The organism is Lysobacter sp. Soil_N_23 (assembly GCF_057656135.1).
This window is the reverse complement of sequence record NZ_JBDGKY010000003.1, coordinates 21,256-38,299: the sequence shown is the minus strand read 5'-3', so window position 1 is coordinate 38,299 and position 17,044 is coordinate 21,256. Positions and strand designations below refer to the sequence as shown.

The following is a 17,044-nucleotide window of genomic DNA, read 5'->3' as shown; positions in this document are numbered from 1 at the left end:
GCAGGCATCACCCAATCACGTGGGCGCGATCGTCGCGACCGCACACCAGCTTTAAAGTTACGAGGAAACCACCATGAGTCAGGGCAAGATCGTTCAGATCATCGGCGCGGTCGTCGACGTCGAGTTCCCGCGCGAGTCCGTGCCGAAGGTGTACGACGCGCTGAAGGTCGACAACACCGAGATCACGCTCGAAGTGCAGCAGCAGCTTGGCGACGGCGTCGTGCGCACCATCGCGCTCGGCTCGACCGACGGCCTCAAGCGCAACCTGGTGGCCAACAACACCGGCAAGGGCATCTCGGTGCCGGTCGGCGCCGGCACCCTGGGCCGCATCATGGACGTGCTGGGTCGCCCGATCGACGAGGCCGGCGAAGTCGCTGCTTCGGCGCATTGGGAAATCCACCGCTCCGCTCCGTCGTACGAGGACCAGGCTTCGGGCAACGACCTGCTGGAAACCGGCATCAAGGTCATCGACCTGATGTGCCCGTTCGCCAAGGGCGGCAAGGTCGGCCTGTTCGGTGGCGCCGGCGTCGGCAAGACCGTCAACATGATGGAACTGATCAACAACATCGCCAAGGCGCACTCGGGTCTGTCCGTGTTCGCCGGCGTGGGTGAGCGTACCCGTGAGGGCAACGACTTCTACCACGAGATGAAGGACTCCAACGTCCTCGACAAGGTGGCGATGGTGTACGGCCAGATGAACGAGCCGCCGGGCAACCGCCTGCGCGTCGCGCTGACCGGCCTGACCATGGCCGAGTACTTCCGCGACGAGAAGGACGCTTCGGGCAAGGGCCGCGACGTGCTGCTGTTCGTCGACAACATCTACCGCTACACCCTGGCCGGTACCGAAGTGTCGGCCCTGCTGGGCCGTATGCCGTCGGCGGTGGGTTACCAGCCGACGCTGGCCGAGGAAATGGGCGTCCTGCAGGAGCGCATCACCTCGACCAAGAGCGGTTCGATCACTTCGATCCAGGCCGTGTACGTGCCCGCGGACGACCTGACCGACCCGTCGCCGGCGACCACCTTCGCCCACCTCGACGCCACCGTCGTGCTTTCGCGAAACATCGCCTCGCTGGGTATCTACCCGGCGGTCGACCCGCTCGACTCGACCTCGCGCCAGCTCGATCCGAACGTGATTGGTCTTGAGCACTACGAAGTCGCGCGCAAGGTCCAGTCGACCCTGCAGAAGTACAAGGAACTGAAGGACATCATCGCGATCCTGGGCATGGACGAGCTGTCGGAAGAAGACAAGCAGGCCGTGTCGCGCGCGCGCAAGATCGAGCGCTTCTTCAGCCAGCCGTTCCACGTCGCCGAAGTCTTCACCGGTTCGCCGGGCAAGTACGTCGCACTGAAGGACACGATCCGCGGCTTCAAGGGCATCGTCGAAGGCGAGTACGACCACCTGCCGGAGCAGGCGTTCTACATGGTCGGCGGCATCGAGGAAGCGGTCGAGAAGGCCAAGAAGATCGCAGGCTGAGTCGAACAGCGGGAACAGGGAATGAAGCGCATCCCTCCGGTTCCTGCCCCGCACCGACGTCAAGCCCGCATTCCCTGTTCCCTGTTCCCCGTTCCCGCATTCGAGTTCTGATATGGCATCCACCATCCGTTGCGACATCGTCAGTGCCGAGCAGGAGATCTTCCACGGCGAAGCCGAGCTCGTGGTCGCCACCGGTGAAATGGGCGAGCTGGGCATCGCGCCCAAGCATGCGCCGCTGATCACCCGCCTCAAGCCGGGCAAGGTCGTGGTGACCCTGCCGGGCGGCGAGCACCTGGACTTCGCCATCTCCGGCGGCATCCTGGAAGTGCAGCCGACCGTCGTGACCGTGCTGGCCGACACCGCCGTGCGCGCCCAGGACATCGATGAAGCCGCTGTCCGCGCCGCCAAGGAAGAAGCCGAACGGATCCTGTCGAAGAAGGATCCGAAGATGAGCATGGAAGAAGCCCAGAGCCAGCTGGCCATGAGCATCGCCCAGCTCAGCGCGCTCGAGCGCCTGCGCAAGAACATGAAGCACTGATCGCCCAGGCGACCTGCTGTTTCTCGACGACGCCGGCCTTGTGCCGGCGTTTGTCGTTGTAGGAGCGAGCTTGCTCGCGAGCAGGCTTCTCCCGCGGATCGTCTGATCGCGAGCAAGCTCGCTCCTACGGGCAAGTCAGCGCTTGTAGACCCAGTGTCGCGACAGCACGAACTGTGCCGCGGCCAGGCCCAGGTCGATGACCGGCTTGGCCAGCCAGGCCCAGTGGAGACCGATCACGCGATCGACATGGGCCACGCCCCAGGTACTGATGATCGTCGTCACCACCCACATGGCGAGGAAGCGCATGAGCTGGCGGCGACCGACGGTGGTGTCGGCGCCGGCAAAGGTGAAGCGGCCATTGAGCCAGAAGCCGAGCAACGCTCCGCCGATGCGGCCGCAGATGTTGGCCGGCTCGACCGCCAGCCCGAACGCGCTGAGCGCGACGAACATCGCCCAGTCGACGAGCAGTTGCAGCAGGCCGATGACGAAGTAACTGCTGCCCTGGCGGAGCAGCGTCGAGTCCTGGAGACGTTTGCGCATGTGGCGATTGTAGACAAAGCCGGGCTTTCGGCCGGGCTGCCCTGGGTCACACACAACCTGTCATCCGTCCACAACCTGTCATCCCGAGCGAAGCGAGGGATCTGTTGCTGGCTGTGCGGGCGTCCACTGCCCCGAGAGCAGAAGCAGATCCCTCGCTTCGCTCGGGATGACATTGGGCGGGGATTGCTAAGATTGGCGCCTGGCGCCGCCGCCGGCGCAGAAATCGCACAGGAACCCGCATGAGCCAGTTGCATGTCGTCATCCTCGCCGCGGGCGAGGGCAAGCGGATGAAGTCCGCCACCGCCAAGGTGCTGCAGAAGATTGCCGGGCGGCCGATGCTTGCCCACGTCATCGATACTGCCAGGCGCCTGGGTGCCGACGGCATCCACGTCGTCTACGGCCATGGCGGCGAACAGGTGCGGGCCGCCTTTGCCGACCAGACCGATCTGCACTGGACCGAGCAGGAGCAGCGCCTGGGCACCGGCCATGCCCTGCAGCAGGCCATCCCGGCCGTGCCGCAGGACGCCCGCGTGCTGGTGCTGTACGGCGACGTGCCGCTGATCGCAAGCGAGACCCTGCAACACCTGCTGGCAGCGCCTGGCCGTATCGCGGTACTCGTTGCCGACCTCGACGATCCCACCGGCTATGGCCGCATCGTGCGCGATCCGCAGGGCCGTGTCGGCCGCATCGTCGAGCACAAGGACGCCGATGACGAGTTGCGCGAGATCCGCACCGTCAACACCGGCATCCTGGTCGCCGATGGCGAGGCGCTGCGTGGATGGCTGCAGCACCTGCGCAATGACAACGCCCAGGGCGAGTACTACCTGACAGACGTGTTCGCATCGGCCGCCGCCGAGTTCAACGCTGCCGAGATGGTGCATGTGCAGGACCCGCTCGAGGTCGAGGGCGCCAACGACCCGTGGCAGCTGGCGCAGCTCGAGCGCGCCTTCCAGCGCCGCGCCGCGCGTGCGCTGTGCCTGCAGGGCGCGCGACTGATCGACCCGGCGCGCTTCGACCAGCGCGGTGAAGTGACCGTGGGCCATGACGTGGAGATCGACGTCGACGTGGTGCTCGAAGGCCGCGTCGAGCTGGGCGACGGCGTGCGCATCGGCCCGTTCTGCCGCCTCAAGGACGTGCGCCTCGGGCCGGGCACCGAAGTGCGCGCGCATTGCGACCTCGACGGCGTGGTGGTCGAAGGCGCGGCGCAGATCGGTCCGTACTCGCGCCTGCGCCCGGGCACCGTGCTGGCCGACGGCGTGCACATCGGCAACTTCGTCGAGACCAAGAACGCGCGCATCGGCGTGACCAGCAAGGCCAACCACCTCAGCTACATCGGCGACGCCGTCATCGGCAGCGGTGTCAACGTCGGTGCCGGCACGATCACCTGCAACTACGACGGCGTGAACAAGTCGACGACGATCATCGAGGACGGTGCCTTCATCGGCTCGAACTCGTCGCTGGTCGCGCCGGTGACGATCGGCAAGGACGCGACGATTGCCGCCGGATCGGTCATCACGCGCAATGCGCCAGATGGGCAGTTGTCCGTAGCGCGCGCGCGGCAGACGTCGGTGGAAGGGTGGCAGCGGCCGAAGAAGCAGCCGAAGCATTGAGCAAAGGCGCCCTCACCCCAACCCCTCTCCCGTAAACGGGAGAGGGGCTTAGGCAGTCCCTTCTCCCGCGTGCGGGAGAAGGTGCCCGGAGAGCCTGCCCCGTACTTGATACGGGGGCGGATGAGGGCGCTCTTTCATTCCACCGGCAGCGTCAGGCTCACCGTCAGCCCCCCGCCGTCGCGATTGGCCAGCGCAATCCGCCCGCCGTGCGCTTCGGCGATCTCGCGCGCCAGTGCCAGGCCCAGGCCGCTGCCGGTGCGCTTGGTCGAGTAGAACGGCACCAGCGCATTGGCCAGCACCGTTTCCGACATGCCCGGCCCGCGGTCGCCGACTTCCATGCGCACCATGCGGCCGATCTGGCGCACGGCCAGGGTCACCTGCTCCGGCGAGGAACCCGATTCGTGCGCGTTCTTGAGCACGTTGATCAACGCCTGCTCGATTTGCGCCGGGTCGAACCGCACCGGTGTCTCCGGCGGATTGCCGTCCAGCTCGAACGCATAGTGCTGCTGCAGGCGCATCAGGAACGGCGACCACTGGATCGTCTCCAGCTCCGGCACCGGCAGCTTGGCGACGCTGGAATAGGCGCGCAGGAAGCCGTGCAAGTGGCGTGCGCGCTCCTCGATGGTGTCGAAGATCCGGTCCAGCTTGCTGTAGTCCTCGCGGCGCAGCAGCTCGGCACCGGAGTGGGCGAGCGAGGTGATCGGCGCCAGCGAGTTGTTGAGCTCGTGGCTGATCACGCGGATGACCTTCTTCCACGTCGCCACTTCCTGGCGGTTGAGTTCGGCGGTCAGGCGCTTGAACAGGAACAACGTATGCACGCGGCCGTTGAGATGGAACTCGCGGCGGGCAAGGTGGTACGTCTCTTCCTGTCCGCCGTACTCGAAGGTGAAAAGGCGATCGCGACCTTCGCCCAGTGCTTCGCGCAGCGGTGCCGGCGTGCGCTCGACCAGTTGGGCGAAGCGTACGCCTTCGATCTTGCGACCGTCGTTGAACAGCTGCCGTGCGGCCAGGTTGCCGTACACAATCGCACCGCCGGGCTCGGTCAGCACCAGCGAGGTGGGCGTGTTCTGCACCACCGTGTCGAGCAGCAGCTCGCGCTGGAACAGCGACTGCCGCTCCTTCCGCAATACATTCCCCAGCTCGTTGTGCGCCTCGACCAGGTCGTCGAGCTCGTCGTTCGAGTGTCGCGCCAGGCTGAAACTGAAGTCGCCGTCGCGGAAGCTGGCGACCGAGCCGGAGAGGGCTCGGAACAGGCTCAGCTGCCGCGCCAGGTAGCGATGCGCGAGCCATGGCGCCAGCAGCGCGCACAGCACCGCCGAAATGCAGGCGGCCAGGACCAGGTTGTCGAGCAGGTAATGCAGCAGCGCAGTGGCACTGGTCGCGACCAGCGCGAAGACGAACAAGAGCAAGGCCAGCTTGCCGGTCAGGGAGAAGCGGTGCGACGCCGGGCGCATGAGGTCAGCGCGGGATGCCCAGCTTTTCCAGGCGCCGGTACAGCGCCTGGCGGCTGAGTCCCAGTTCGGCGGCGGCCTGGCTCAACACGCCGCCGGCGCGGCGCATCGCCGCTTCGATCGCATCGCGGCCGATCTCGTCGTCACCGTTCGGTCGCGCCGGTGGCGGTGCGGTCGGCAAGCCGAGCTGCTCCGGCTCGATGCGCTCGGACTGTCCGAGCAGCAGTGCGCGCTGGATGGCGTTCTTCATCTCTCGCACGTTGCCAGGCCAGGAATGTCGCAGCAGCGCCGAGCGCGCGGCTTCGCCGAGCTGGCGCCGTCCATCGAGGAAATGCTCGGCCAGTGGCAGGATGTCGCCGCGCCGCTCCGCCAGTGGCGGCACACGCAGCTCGATCACGTTGAGCCGGTAATAGAGGTCCTCGCGGAACGTGCCGGCGCGGATCATCGCCGGCAGGTCGGCATTGGTGGCGGCGATCACGCGCACGTCGACCTGGCGCTCGCGGTTGGAGCCCAGGCGCTGGAAGCGGCCGGTCTCGAGCACGCGCAGCAGTTTCATCTGCCCGGCCGGCGGCAGGTTGCCGATCTCGTCGAGCAGCAGGGTGCCGCCGTCGGCCGCTTCGAACTTGCCCTCGCGCGACTTGTTGGCGCCAGTGTAGGCACCCGCATCGGCGCCGAACAGTTCGGCCTCGATCAGTTCCGACGGCAACGCGCCGCAGTTGAGCGTCACGAACGGGCCGGTGCGCACCGACGAGTTGGCCTGGATGATCTCGGCGATGCGTTCCTTGCCGGCGCCGTTGGGGCCGTTGATCAGCACCGGCACGTTGGCGCGTGCAACGTGGCAGGCCAGGCTGATCAGGCGCTCGCTGGCCGGATCGTCGAAGACCACGCCGCGCAGGTCGTAGTCGCGTTCCAGTTCGCGGCGGCGCCGACGTTCCTCCGCACGGTGCTCGGCCAGGGCACGGTTGGCCTCGCCCAGTTCGAGCAGGTTGGTCACCGCGGTCATCAGCTTGTGATCGTCCCACGGCTTGCCGAGGTAGTCGGCGGCGCCGGCCTTGACCAGTGCGACGGCGGACTCCAGTCGCGTCCACGCGGTCAGCAGGATGATCGGCAGGTCGGGGAAGCGGTCGCGGATGGTGCGGAACAAGGCGATGCCTTCCTCGCCGGACGTCGTGTCGGCGGTGAAGTTCATGTCCTGGATGACCAGGTCGATGGCCTCGCGATCGAGCAGGTCCAGTCCTTCATCCGGCGACTGCGCGCTCAGCACGCGCAGATCGGCGAGCGAGAACAGCACGTCGAGCGCGACGTGCACGGCATGGTTGTCGTCGATGACCAGGATCGTACGCATCGCACTAGCCTAGCAGTGGACCACGTTGCCGCAATGTGCCGGACGACGGGCGCCGTCCGGCACAAGGGCCGCGGTGGCCTAGACGGTGCGCGTGGCGACCGCCGGCGACACCCGGGTGGCACGCGTGGCCGGGCCGAACACGGCCAGCTGGCCGAGCAGCAGCACGGTCAGCGCACCCATCGGCGCGTAGTACCAGGCCAGGCGCGGCAGCTCGTAGTGCTTCATCAGCCACATGTTGAAGCCGTAGGTCAGTACCAGTCCGACCGCGACGCCGATGCCGACCACGATCAGGTTCTCGATCATGAAATAGCGACGGATGTCGAATCGGCGTGCGCCCAGGGCGCGGCGCGTGCCGATCTGCTTGATGCGGCGGGTGACCCAGAAGCTGACCATGCCGACGATGCCCAGGCCGGTCACGGCGAGCAGGGCGAAGATCACCGTGGTCAGCACCAGGGTCATGGCGCGGTCCTGGCGATAGCTGTCGCCGCGCACTTCCTCGATCGAGCGCAGGCCGCGGACGATGCGGCCGGTGTTGATCTCGCCGAGCTTGCGTTCGGCTTCCTTCATGACCTCGTCGCGGCGGCCGGGCTCGGCACGGATCAGGTAACGCGAGCTGTTGGCATCGAACTCGCCGAGGCTGTACTGCGGCACGATGGTCGTCTGCTCGACCTTGTCCCAGCCCACCCACGGCGCCTGCAGGCGCTCGATCACGCCGACCACCGTCACCGGGCCGTTCTTGCCCGGCAGGCTGCTGTAGATGGTCTTGCCGACGGCCGAACCGCCCGGGAACATCTTCTCGGCCAGCGCCTGGGTGATGATCACCGAGTGCAGCGTGCCCTTGTCGTCCTTGGTGCGCGCGCTGATGTCGCCGGCGTTGAAGTCACGACCGGCGATGAGCTTCACGCCGAGCGTGTTGAGGCCGTGTTCGTCGACCATGTAGACGGCCGAGCCTTCACGGATGCGCTTCTCCTGCGGCACGCTGTCGGCCTGGTCGGATATGCCCTCGCTCCAGCCGCCCTGCGACAGCGGCACCGAATTGATGGTGGTCGCATCGATCACGCCCGGGATCGAGCGCAGCGCATCAAGGTCCTGGCGCAGGCTGCCGGCCAGGTCGAAGTCCGGCGCGAAGCCGAGGCTGTTGACGGTGAACAGCCCGGCTTCCTGCATGCCGCTGGGACGGTTCACCTTCTCGATGCGCTGCAGGATGATGAAGACGCTGTTGCACACGATCGCCAGGGTGATGGCGACCTGCAGCACGATCAGCAGCAGGCCGGTCTTGTTGCGCATCAGCGCGTTTAGTACTGGACGGAATTCCATGGCTTGCTCCGTTACTGCGTCTTCAGTTGCGTGGCAGGCTGCACCTGGCAGGCGCGCCACGTCGGGTACAGGCCGGCGATCAGGCTGGCCACCAGCGCGATCAGCAGCGACAGCGCGACCATGGTCCAGTCCAGTTGCGCCAGCTTCTCGATCGAAGTACCGGCGTAGAGCTTGCGCAGTGCGAGCAGGCCCAGGCCGGTGAAGACCAGGCCAATCACGCCGCCGGCCAGACCCACCAGGCCAGACTCGGTCAGGTACTGCGCGAACACCGCCGGCTTGCTGGCGCCGACGGCGCGGCGCAAACCAATCTCTGCCGACTTGCCCATGAACTTGGCCAGCAGCAGGCCCACGGTGTTGATCAGGCACACGGCGAAGAAGGCGAACGCCAGCCACACCTGCGTGCGCGCGTCACGGCTGACCACTTTCTGGGCGACCAGCCATTCCGAGACACTGCGCAGCTTGTTGTTGACGGGGCGCGGGAAGCGGCCGTTCTTCTTCTGGTCGGTGACGTAGTTGTTGAGGAAGCTGAGGTAGCGCTGCGCGTCGGCGTCGTCCTTGACCTGCACCCACAGGTCGATCCAGATGCACTCCGAGCCCAGCAGCCCCTGGTAGCCCGGGTCCGAACGGTCTTCAAAGCAGCTGTTGTTGGAACCGCTGACGAGCTCCTTCTCGATGCCGATGCTCATCGGCACGAAGATCGCCTGCGGGTCGTTGAAGGCGCCCGCGGCGATGTGGTAGACCAGCGGCGTCGGGTGCCACTTCTCGAGCACGCCGACCACGGTGTAGTCCTCACCGCTCAGACGGATCTTGCGGCCGACGCTGTTCTCGCCGCCGAAGATCTTCTCGTTGGTTTCCTGGTCGATGACGGCCACGCGCGCAGCGTTGTTGTCCTCGGCCTGGCTCCAGCCGCCGCCGTACTTGAACGGCGGCTCGAAGATCGGGAAGAAGCCGTGCGTGGTGAACATCGCCTCCACCATGTACGGCTTGATCTCGCGCTGCGGCGGTTCCAGCGACAACACGTTGGGGAAGAAGCCGGCCTCGTGCTCGGCCTTGTGCGCGGCGACCAGGTTGCGGACGTCCTGGTAGGTCATCAGGTCCGGCGGCTCGGCCGGGTTGTCGTCGTCCCAGGGATTGTTGGCATCCCAGTTGTCGAGCTGGACGCGACGGATCTGCTCGTCCTTATGCGACAGTGGATTGGCCGACATCATGTGCAGCACCGTCATCGAGGTCATCGACATGCCGATGCCAAGCGCGATGGCGGCGACCATCAGCGCGGTGAGGATGCGATTGCGCTTGAGTGAGATCAGTGCCAGACGGAGGTAATAGCCGATCATGGCGGTGTCCTCAGTTGGCCGGCACGGTCGCAGCCGCGGATGCGGTCGCTGCGGCGACTTCGCCGCCCAGCCGCGGCGAATCGTCCAGGTCGGTGACCTGGCCGTCGATGATGTGGACGTTGCGCTGGGCGCGCGCGGCCAGTTCCGGATCGTGGGTCACCATCACGATCGTCGTGCCTTGCGCGTGGATCTCCTCGAGCAGCTCCATCACTCCGCGCGCCATCAACGAGTCGAGGTTGCCGGTCGGTTCGTCGGCGAGCAGCAGGCGCGGCGAACCGGCCAGGGCGCGTGCGATCGCCACGCGCTGCTGCTGGCCGCCGGAGAGTTCGGACGGGTAGTGCTTCATGCGCGACATCAGGCCGACGCGGCCGAGCGCATGCTCGATGCGCTGCTTGCGCTCGGCGGCGTTCATGCCGCGATAGCGCAGCGGAACGTCGACGTTGTCGAACAGGTTCAGGTCGGGGATCAGGTTGAAGCCCTGGAAGATGAAGCCGATCTTCTCGTTGCGCAGGCGCGAACGGGCGTTGTCGTTGAGCCCTTTCACCGCCACACCGTCGAGGAGGTACTCGCCGTCGCTGAACTCCTCCAGCAGGCCGGCGATGTTGAGGAAGGTGGTCTTGCCCGAGCCCGACGGCCCGGTGACGGCGACGAACTCGCCCTCGCGCACGTGGATGTCGAAGCCGCGCAAGGCGTGCGTCTCGATCATGTGGGTGCGGTAGACCTTGCTCAGGTGGGTCATCTTCAACATGTTCGTACTCCTGGGTCTTGAATGGCGATTCTTGCGTTGATCAGTTGTTGACCAGCACCTGGTCGGCGCCGTTGAAAGGGGTGATGTCGGAAATGACCACGCGCTCGCCCGGTTCCAGGCCGGTGAGCACTTCCACGTCGGACAGGCTGCTGGCGCCGACCGTGATGGGACGCTTGACCGCGGTGTCGCCGTCCATGACGTAGGCGATGCGGCCACCGCCGGTGTCGAGGAATGGGCCGCGCTGCACCATCAGCACGTTCGGCTTCTCCTCGATCAGCACGCGGGTGCTGACGCGCTGGTTCTGGCGCAGGCCGCTCGGGCGACCTTCTGCGGCCTTGTCGTCGGCAAAGCGCACGCGCGCCATGACCTGGCCGTTGACCACTTCCGGCGACACCGAGCGCAGCTTGCCGGCGTACTTGTGGCCGCCGTAGCTGATCTCGGCGGCCATGCCCAGGCGCAGGTCGTCGGCGAAGCTCTCCGGCACCGGCAGCTCGACCTCCAGCTCGCGCAAGTCGACCACGACCAGCAATGCCTGGTTGGCCGGCACCACGGTGCGGTCGGTGATGGCGACGGTGCCGACAACGCCCTCGACCGGCGAGCGGATGTTGAGCTGGTCGACCTGGCGCTGCAGCTCGGTGACGATCGCCTCCTGGCGCTGCGCGAGCAGGTGCTTGTTGCGGGTGTCCAGGCTGACGCCCTGGTCCTGCAGGCTGTAGTCGTGCTTGGCGTGGGTCAGGCCGATGTCGGCCTTCTTGACCGCGTCCTGCGCGCGCGCCACTTCGACCTGCGACACCGCGCCGCCTTCGAAGCCGCGCTGGCCGCGTTCGAGGTCGCGCATCGCCGCGGTGCGGTCGATCTCGGCCTGGTCGAGCAGCTTGCGCGCGGTCGAGCGGGCGAGCTGGGCGTCGAGTGCGGCCCGGCGTGCCTCGGCCTCCAGGCTGGCCAGCGTCGACTGCTCCTGGACCAGGCGGCTGCGCAGCTCGGGGCTGTCGATCACCGCCAGGGTCTGGCCCTGCTTGATGACGTCGCCGGCCTGCACCCGCAGCGTCACCGTGCCGGCCGCCGGGGCATAGAGGGTGGGGCTGACCGCGGCGACCATGCGGCCTTGCACCGCGACGTCGCGGATCAGCGTGCCGCGGCGGACTTCGGCCACGCGCAGGCGCTCGCCGCTGACCGATTGTCCGGAGCCGAGCCAGCGCCCGAGCGTGGGCACGGTCAGGGCCAGCAGCAGCACCGCGGCGATGCCGCCGCCGATCAGCAGCGGCTTGCGGCGCGGGTTGGCCGGCGCCGGGGCGAGAATACGGTCCTGTCCAGAAGTGTCGCGGATCATGCGGTGGTTGGATGCGCGGGAATGGGAATGCGCTTAAACAACGCAGGAACCGTGCCACCGGTCCATCCATTGAAATCAGGGGCTTGGCCGGCGTTCCGAGTGTCCGGGTGTCCGCGCGGACACCCGGGTGTCCGCCGTACAGCGGCGGTAGGGCGGCCCCGGCTAAACTAGCCGGACATCAAGGGAGTGCTGCCGAATGTGTGGAATTGTTGGCGCGATCGCCGATCGCGACGTGGTGCCGGTCCTGATCGAAGGTCTCAAGCGCCTGGAGTACCGGGGCTACGATTCGGCTGGCATTGCCGTGTTCGACGGCCAGGACATGCGTCGCGTCCGCCGCACCGGTCGGGTCTCGGAGATGGAAGCGGCCGCGCACGCGGAAGGCTTCCACGCCGGCCTCGGCATCGGCCACACCCGCTGGGCCACTCATGGCGGCGTCACCGAAGCCAATGCGCACCCGCACATCAGCTTCGGCGAGCTGGCCGTGGTCCACAACGGCATCATCGAGAACCACGAAGAGCAGCGTGAGCGCCTGCGTGGTCTTGGCTACACCTTCGAATCGCAGACCGATACCGAAGTCATCGCCCACCTGATCCATTACTTCCAGTCGCAGGGTCATGACCTGCTCGTGGCGGTGCGCTTGGCCGTGCGCGAACTCACCGGCGCCTACGCGATCGCGGTCGTCAGCAAGCACGAGCCGGGCCGCATGATTGCCGCGCGCATGGGTTGCCCGCTGCTGGTCGGCCTGGGCGAGGGCGAGAACTTCATCGCCAGCGACGTCTCGGCGATCATCCAGTCGACGCGTCGCGTGATCTTCCTGGAGGAAGGCGATACCGCCGACGTCCGCCGCGAAGGCGTCAGCGTGTTCGACATCGACGGCGAGCCGGTCGAGCGCGAAGTGCATGTCTCCGACGTCTCGCTGGCCTCGCTGGAGCTGGGCCCGTACCGCCACTTCATGCAGAAGGAGATCCACGAGCAGCCGCGCGCGATCGCCGACACGATCGAAGCGGTGATGGACGGCACCGGATTCTCGCCGGCGCTGTTCGGCGCCAATGCTGCCGAGGTGCTTGGCGCGTGCGATGGCGTGCAGATTCTCGCCTGCGGCACCAGCTACTACGCCGGCATGACCGCGCGTTACTGGATCGAAGCGATCGCCGGCATCCCGTGCTCGGTCGAGATCGCCAGCGAGTACCGCTACCGCAAAGCGGTGGCGAACCCGAAGCACCTGATCGTCACCATCTCGCAGTCGGGCGAAACGCTCGACACGATGGAAGCGCTCAAGTACGCCAAGTCACTCGGCCACGACAAGAGCCTGTCGATCTGCAACGTGCCCGAGAGCGCGATCCCGCGCGCCAGCAAGCTGGTCTACTACACCCGCGCCGGCGCCGAGATCGGCGTGGCGTCGACCAAGGCCTTCACCACCCAGCTGGTGGCGCTGTTCACCTTGGCCGCGACGCTGGCCAAGCTGCAGGGTCGCCTGTCGGCCGAGCGCGAATCGGAGTACCTGGAAGCGTTGCGCCACTTGCCCGGCAGCGTCCAGCACGCGCTCAACCTTGAACCGCAGATCGTCAGCTGGGCCGAGCGTTTCGCGCCGCGCCAGCACGCATTGTTCCTCGGTCGCGGCGTGCATTACCCGATCGCCCTGGAAGGCGCGCTCAAGCTCAAGGAAATCTCCTACATCCACGCCGAGGCCTACCCGGCCGGCGAGCTCAAGCACGGCCCGCTGGCGCTGGTCGATGCGACCATGCCGGTGGTGGTGATCGCGCCCAACGACAGCCTGCTGGAGAAGGTGAAGTCGAACATGCAGGAAGTGCGTGCGCGCGGCGGCGAGCTGTTCGTGTTCACCGACGAGGACAGCCAGTTTGGCCCGTCCGACGGCGTGCACGTGATCCGCGCACCGCGCCACGTCGGCGTGCTGTCGCCGGTGGTGCATGCGATCCCGGTGCAGCTGCTGGCGTATCACGCGGCATTGGCGCGTGGAACGGATGTCGACAAGCCGCGCAACTTGGCCAAGTCGGTGACGGTGGAGTAGGCGACCGGATCAGCTGTGGACAAGTGTCTACTTGGAATAGAGTTCTATCCTGGGCAATAGAGTCCTATTTCAGGCAATAGAGTTTGCTCCTATGTAACAAAGCTTTACCTAAGGCAATAGGCGCCCATTCTCGATCAAGGGATAGACGACAAGTCTGGGTGTCTTTGCCGTTGACCTGGTAGGAGCCATTGATTGTTCCAACTAACTAATGGATGGTCCAACTACGAACCCAAGCGCTAGGTTTGATGTGATTAGAACCTCCAACTGGCCGAGTGGTGGTTGACGCTTGAACACCTCTGGGCTTGGATGCCAGGCTGGTATTGGCGCCAGCGCCGCAGCGGACGGCCGAGCCTGAAGAGGGATGACGGATCGAAGCGTGAGGAGTGCGGATGAGCCTGTCCCGGCGGTGCGCGGCCACGACTTGGCCGCCCCCTGAAACTCAGGCTATTGTCTGCCGGCCCCTCTCCTAGACGCACTTATGCCCATGCCTCGATGCTCGATGACGGACGTTGAGATCCAGCCGGGGGATGGAGTTTGGGACGACGATGAGTGGGTTAGCTGGGATTGGATCAACTCGCAGCTCGAAGACGAAGTCGACGAAGAACCCTATGAGATTGAAACGGCGGCCTTTGAAAGTCGTGAGGGGTTTCCCTATAGGATCGTTGAGCACACGGAGATCTTCCTAGACCTAGTCGAATGTGCACGGCGCTATGTAGAGAATACCGGTCGATATCTGCAGATCTGGGGCGAGCTGGGAGAAATGTATGCCGAGATCAAGTTCGGCCTGCGGCGGCATGCCAGCCTGCATCCAGGATCCGACGGCACTATTGCCGGCAAACTCGTCGAGGTAAAGACGATTTCGCCCGAGAAGAAGAGCGATCGCGTTCGCGTAAAGTCCGCTGGTGCGTTCGAGCAGCTGCTCATTGTCAAGATTGGCCCGGAGTTTTCGTTCCAGGCCAAGTTGCTTGAGCGCGATGAGTTGCGTGGCGCCGGCGCTGCCCATCACCGCGCCCGATTCGGCGAACCCTAGATAGCTTTCAACGACGGCTTTCGATCTGAAGCGGCCGATCGTGATTCACGAACGACGTTCGCCTAGGGTGTGCCACTTCTCAAGTCGGCCACATATAGTGGGAAGATCCCTCCACCGGCAACCAGTCGGCCGTCGAGCCACGCGGCCAAGAGCGGGGGTGTCAGCGACAAACCCGCGCGACACCCGCAACTCCCGTCGAAGCTGCCCGAGGGGATCGGCAAGATCACCAGATCCAGAGGGCCAAAGCTACCTATAGCGACGAGCTGCGGTGCGTGCCTGCCGGATGGGCGCAACGGCTAGTTTGGACCTGGGGGGGCATAGTCGGGCGTACCTTCCAATGCGCTACCGTGCTTCGTAGACTGGGCGTTGCCGACCGAATTCTGTCCGGATTTCCCATGCCGGGACGTTCCCTGGCACGGATGCCCGGTCGGAACGTGCTAACAGGATCGTGGCAACGGCGGAGGCGTGTGCGACTGGTCACAAGGAGGCCGTCATGGAAGCGCCGAAGGCATGGGTGCTAGCTGTTCTCTTCGCGGTCGCGGCGGGAGCTTGCGGCAAGGAGCAGCCAATCAACACGACTGACCCGCTTTGGGTCTATCGGGACCCACAGAAGCCGAACAAGGTTGCGGTGGTCTTTGTCCATGGAATCCTTGGTGACACCAAGGGTACTTGGACGAATGCCAACGGCAAGGCGCTGTTCGACTACCTCCATGAGGCGCCCGGTATCGGCGACAAGGTCGACATCTATGCGTTCGGCTTCACTTCGAGAATGATCGAGGGCGGTTCGCTGAAGATCGGCGAGGCCGCCGTCAAGCTGAACGACTATCTCGTCGCCGATGGAGTGGACAAGTACGACCAGATCGTATTTGTAGGGCATAGCATGGGCGGACTGATCACCATGCGCGAACTGATTACCCGTCAGCCCATGCGCAGCAAGGTACCGCTCCTGGTGTTCTACGCCACGCCGCACGAGGGCTCGCAGATCACCAACATCGCCGAGCACGTTGTGAAGAACGATGCGGTTCGACAGATGTTCCCGGTTGATGCGAACGACTACCTGCAGCAACTGAACGAAGATTGGATCAACGTCCGTTCCGGCACGCCGCGTCCGACGATGGTTTGCGCCTACGAGAAAAAGGCGATTGGTCCTATCCTTGTCGTGCCTTGGTCGAGCAGCACGCGCGACTGTGATGAGATCCCCTCCGCGATCGAGGATAGCGATCATATGTCCATCGTGAAGCCAGACCGTTCGCGGCATCCATCCGTGGTCGTGCTGGTGAAGGCAATCAGCACGTACGTGCTGCCATCGCTGGATGACAAGGCGTGGGACACGCCGCGGTTCCTCAAGACTCAAGAGCCTTGGACATACTTGATCGAGAATGCCGGAAAGCGAAACAGTGTGGTGTTTGGCAACGAAGGCGCGGTTCCGTTGAGCTATTCGATGGAGGTAAGCGACTCCGATTCCATGCTCGCCTCACCAAAGGAAATGCCACGCACCGTCGGGCCAGGCGTACGAGACACCGTTGATCTCGTCTTGTTGAACCCTCTGCGCCAGGAGTATCGGCTCAAAGTTCGACTTGGTTCGTCGCCGGAGCGCGTCGTTATCGCTCGCATTCCCGATATGGACGCCGCCATTGCACAACGAAGGGAGCTGGAAATAGGCGCCGCGCAGGCGATCAATGCCTATCTGGCGATCGGTGACAATGCTGCGCAGTTCGAGGCATTGGAATCAGCGAAGCAGCAAGAAACCCTGGTGAACCTCACGAGCGAGGCCATCGCCAATCGACAGCCAGGTCTCCCAGCTGATGTCAAGTTGGTATTGACGGCCGATACGCTGGCCGCACTGAACCTCTCCAACAGCGCTGCGGTTGCGCTCGGAAGTGTGGAAGCGCAATACCCAGAGACCGCTAAGGCAGCCGGTGTTCGCCGTCTGGCTGGCGTCGTGTCGTCTCGCACGGGAAACATGGATGTGCTGCAGACGGTCAACGTTCCACTGGTGCCATTGGACGTTGCGGCGCAGCCTGCAGACCTGTCAACGACGACCGAGGCGCAGCGTCTGGAGTTGAGCCGATTGGCAGACCGGTTGCGGGTTGTACCCGCGACGCAGGCAGAAGCAAGTGTGTTGAAAGGGGATGTGCTCAAGGCCGGTGGGGATGTCACTGCTGCGAAGCGCTGGTACATGGAAGCCAGTGCTGTTGACGCCACGCCCGCGGTGCAGGAGCGAATGCGGAAAGTCGCGACCCCGTAACCTGCGCTGGCTGTATGGCCCGACTTGGGCTAGCCAAACGTGCACGTTGG

At 65.3% G+C, this 17,044-nt stretch carries 13 protein-coding genes; 6 read left to right on the top strand and 7 right to left on the bottom strand.

Annotation, left to right across the window (positions count from 1 at the left end; translation table 11 throughout):
- Nucleotides 1-73 precede the first annotated feature (73 nt).
- Entirely contained in the window at nucleotides 74-1,474 is a 1,401-nt protein-coding gene (gene atpD, locus AC3A3X_RS03420; protein ID WP_487581656.1) for a F0F1 ATP synthase subunit beta, read from the top strand.
- 112 nt (nucleotides 1,475-1,586) lie between these two features.
- Nucleotides 1,587-2,012 (top strand): F0F1 ATP synthase subunit epsilon, encoded by a 426-nt coding sequence (locus AC3A3X_RS03415; RefSeq protein WP_158732385.1) that lies wholly within the window; start codon nucleotides 1,587-1,589, stop codon nucleotides 2,010-2,012.
- 135 nt (nucleotides 2,013-2,147) lie between these two features.
- On the opposite strand, the gene AC3A3X_RS03410 is transcribed toward AC3A3X_RS03415, so the two are convergent.
- Nucleotides 2,148-2,552, bottom strand: coding sequence for a GtrA family protein (locus AC3A3X_RS03410; RefSeq protein WP_487581655.1), 405 nt, complete (start codon nucleotides 2,550-2,552; stop codon nucleotides 2,148-2,150).
- Between the two features lie 239 nt (nucleotides 2,553-2,791).
- On the opposite strand from AC3A3X_RS03410, the gene glmU reads away from it, so the two are divergent.
- Nucleotides 2,792-4,162, top strand: coding sequence for a bifunctional UDP-N-acetylglucosamine diphosphorylase/glucosamine-1-phosphate N-acetyltransferase GlmU (glmU, locus tag AC3A3X_RS03405; protein ID WP_487581654.1), 1,371 nt, complete (start codon nucleotides 2,792-2,794; stop codon nucleotides 4,160-4,162).
- A gap of 134 nt (nucleotides 4,163-4,296) precedes the next feature.
- Here the strand turns inward: glmU and AC3A3X_RS03400 are convergent, their stop codons facing one another.
- From AC3A3X_RS03400 to AC3A3X_RS03375, 6 genes are all read right to left on the bottom strand, one after another.
- A complete protein-coding gene (locus AC3A3X_RS03400) occupies nucleotides 4,297-5,616 on the bottom strand; it encodes a sensor histidine kinase (RefSeq protein ID WP_487581653.1) in 1,320 nt (439 codons plus the stop codon).
- A gap of 4 nt (nucleotides 5,617-5,620) precedes the next feature.
- Nucleotides 5,621-6,958 (bottom strand): sigma-54-dependent transcriptional regulator, encoded by a 1,338-nt coding sequence (locus AC3A3X_RS03395; protein WP_487581652.1) that lies wholly within the window; start codon nucleotides 6,956-6,958, stop codon nucleotides 5,621-5,623.
- Between the two features lie 78 nt (nucleotides 6,959-7,036).
- The gene (locus AC3A3X_RS03390; protein ID WP_487581651.1) at nucleotides 7,037-8,275 is read right to left on the bottom strand and encodes an ABC transporter permease; all 1,239 of its coding nucleotides are present in this window, start codon (nucleotides 8,273-8,275) and stop codon (nucleotides 7,037-7,039) included.
- An 11-nt stretch (nucleotides 8,276-8,286) separates the two neighbouring features.
- Nucleotides 8,287-9,609 (bottom strand): ABC transporter permease, encoded by a 1,323-nt coding sequence (locus AC3A3X_RS03385; protein ID WP_487581650.1) that lies wholly within the window; start codon nucleotides 9,607-9,609, stop codon nucleotides 8,287-8,289.
- A gap of 10 nt (nucleotides 9,610-9,619) precedes the next feature.
- Entirely contained in the window at nucleotides 9,620-10,357 is a 738-nt protein-coding gene (locus tag AC3A3X_RS03380; RefSeq protein ID WP_487581649.1) for an ABC transporter ATP-binding protein, read from the bottom strand.
- A 40-nt stretch (nucleotides 10,358-10,397) separates the two neighbouring features.
- Nucleotides 10,398-11,687, bottom strand: a complete 1,290-nt coding sequence (locus AC3A3X_RS03375) for an efflux RND transporter periplasmic adaptor subunit (protein WP_487581648.1) — start codon at nucleotides 11,685-11,687, stop codon at nucleotides 10,398-10,400.
- A gap of 196 nt (nucleotides 11,688-11,883) precedes the next feature.
- Between AC3A3X_RS03375 and glmS the strand changes: the two genes are divergently transcribed.
- The 3 genes from glmS to AC3A3X_RS03360 all read left to right on the top strand — a co-directional run bounded on the left by glmS (nucleotide 11,884) and on the right by AC3A3X_RS03360 (nucleotide 16,994).
- On the top strand, nucleotides 11,884-13,716 hold the full coding sequence (gene glmS, locus AC3A3X_RS03370; protein WP_487581647.1) for a glutamine--fructose-6-phosphate transaminase (isomerizing): 1,833 nt from the start codon (nucleotides 11,884-11,886) through the stop codon (nucleotides 13,714-13,716).
- Nucleotides 13,717-14,215: 499 nt separating this feature from the next.
- Nucleotides 14,216-14,746 carry a hypothetical protein gene (locus tag AC3A3X_RS03365; RefSeq protein WP_487581646.1) on the top strand — a complete coding sequence of 177 codons (531 nt, stop codon included), beginning with the start codon at nucleotides 14,216-14,218 and terminating at the stop codon, nucleotides 14,744-14,746.
- A gap of 493 nt (nucleotides 14,747-15,239) precedes the next feature.
- The gene (locus AC3A3X_RS03360; protein ID WP_487581645.1) at nucleotides 15,240-16,994 is read left to right on the top strand and encodes an esterase/lipase family protein; all 1,755 of its coding nucleotides are present in this window, start codon (nucleotides 15,240-15,242) and stop codon (nucleotides 16,992-16,994) included.
- The last annotated feature ends 50 nt before the right edge of the window (nucleotides 16,995-17,044 follow it).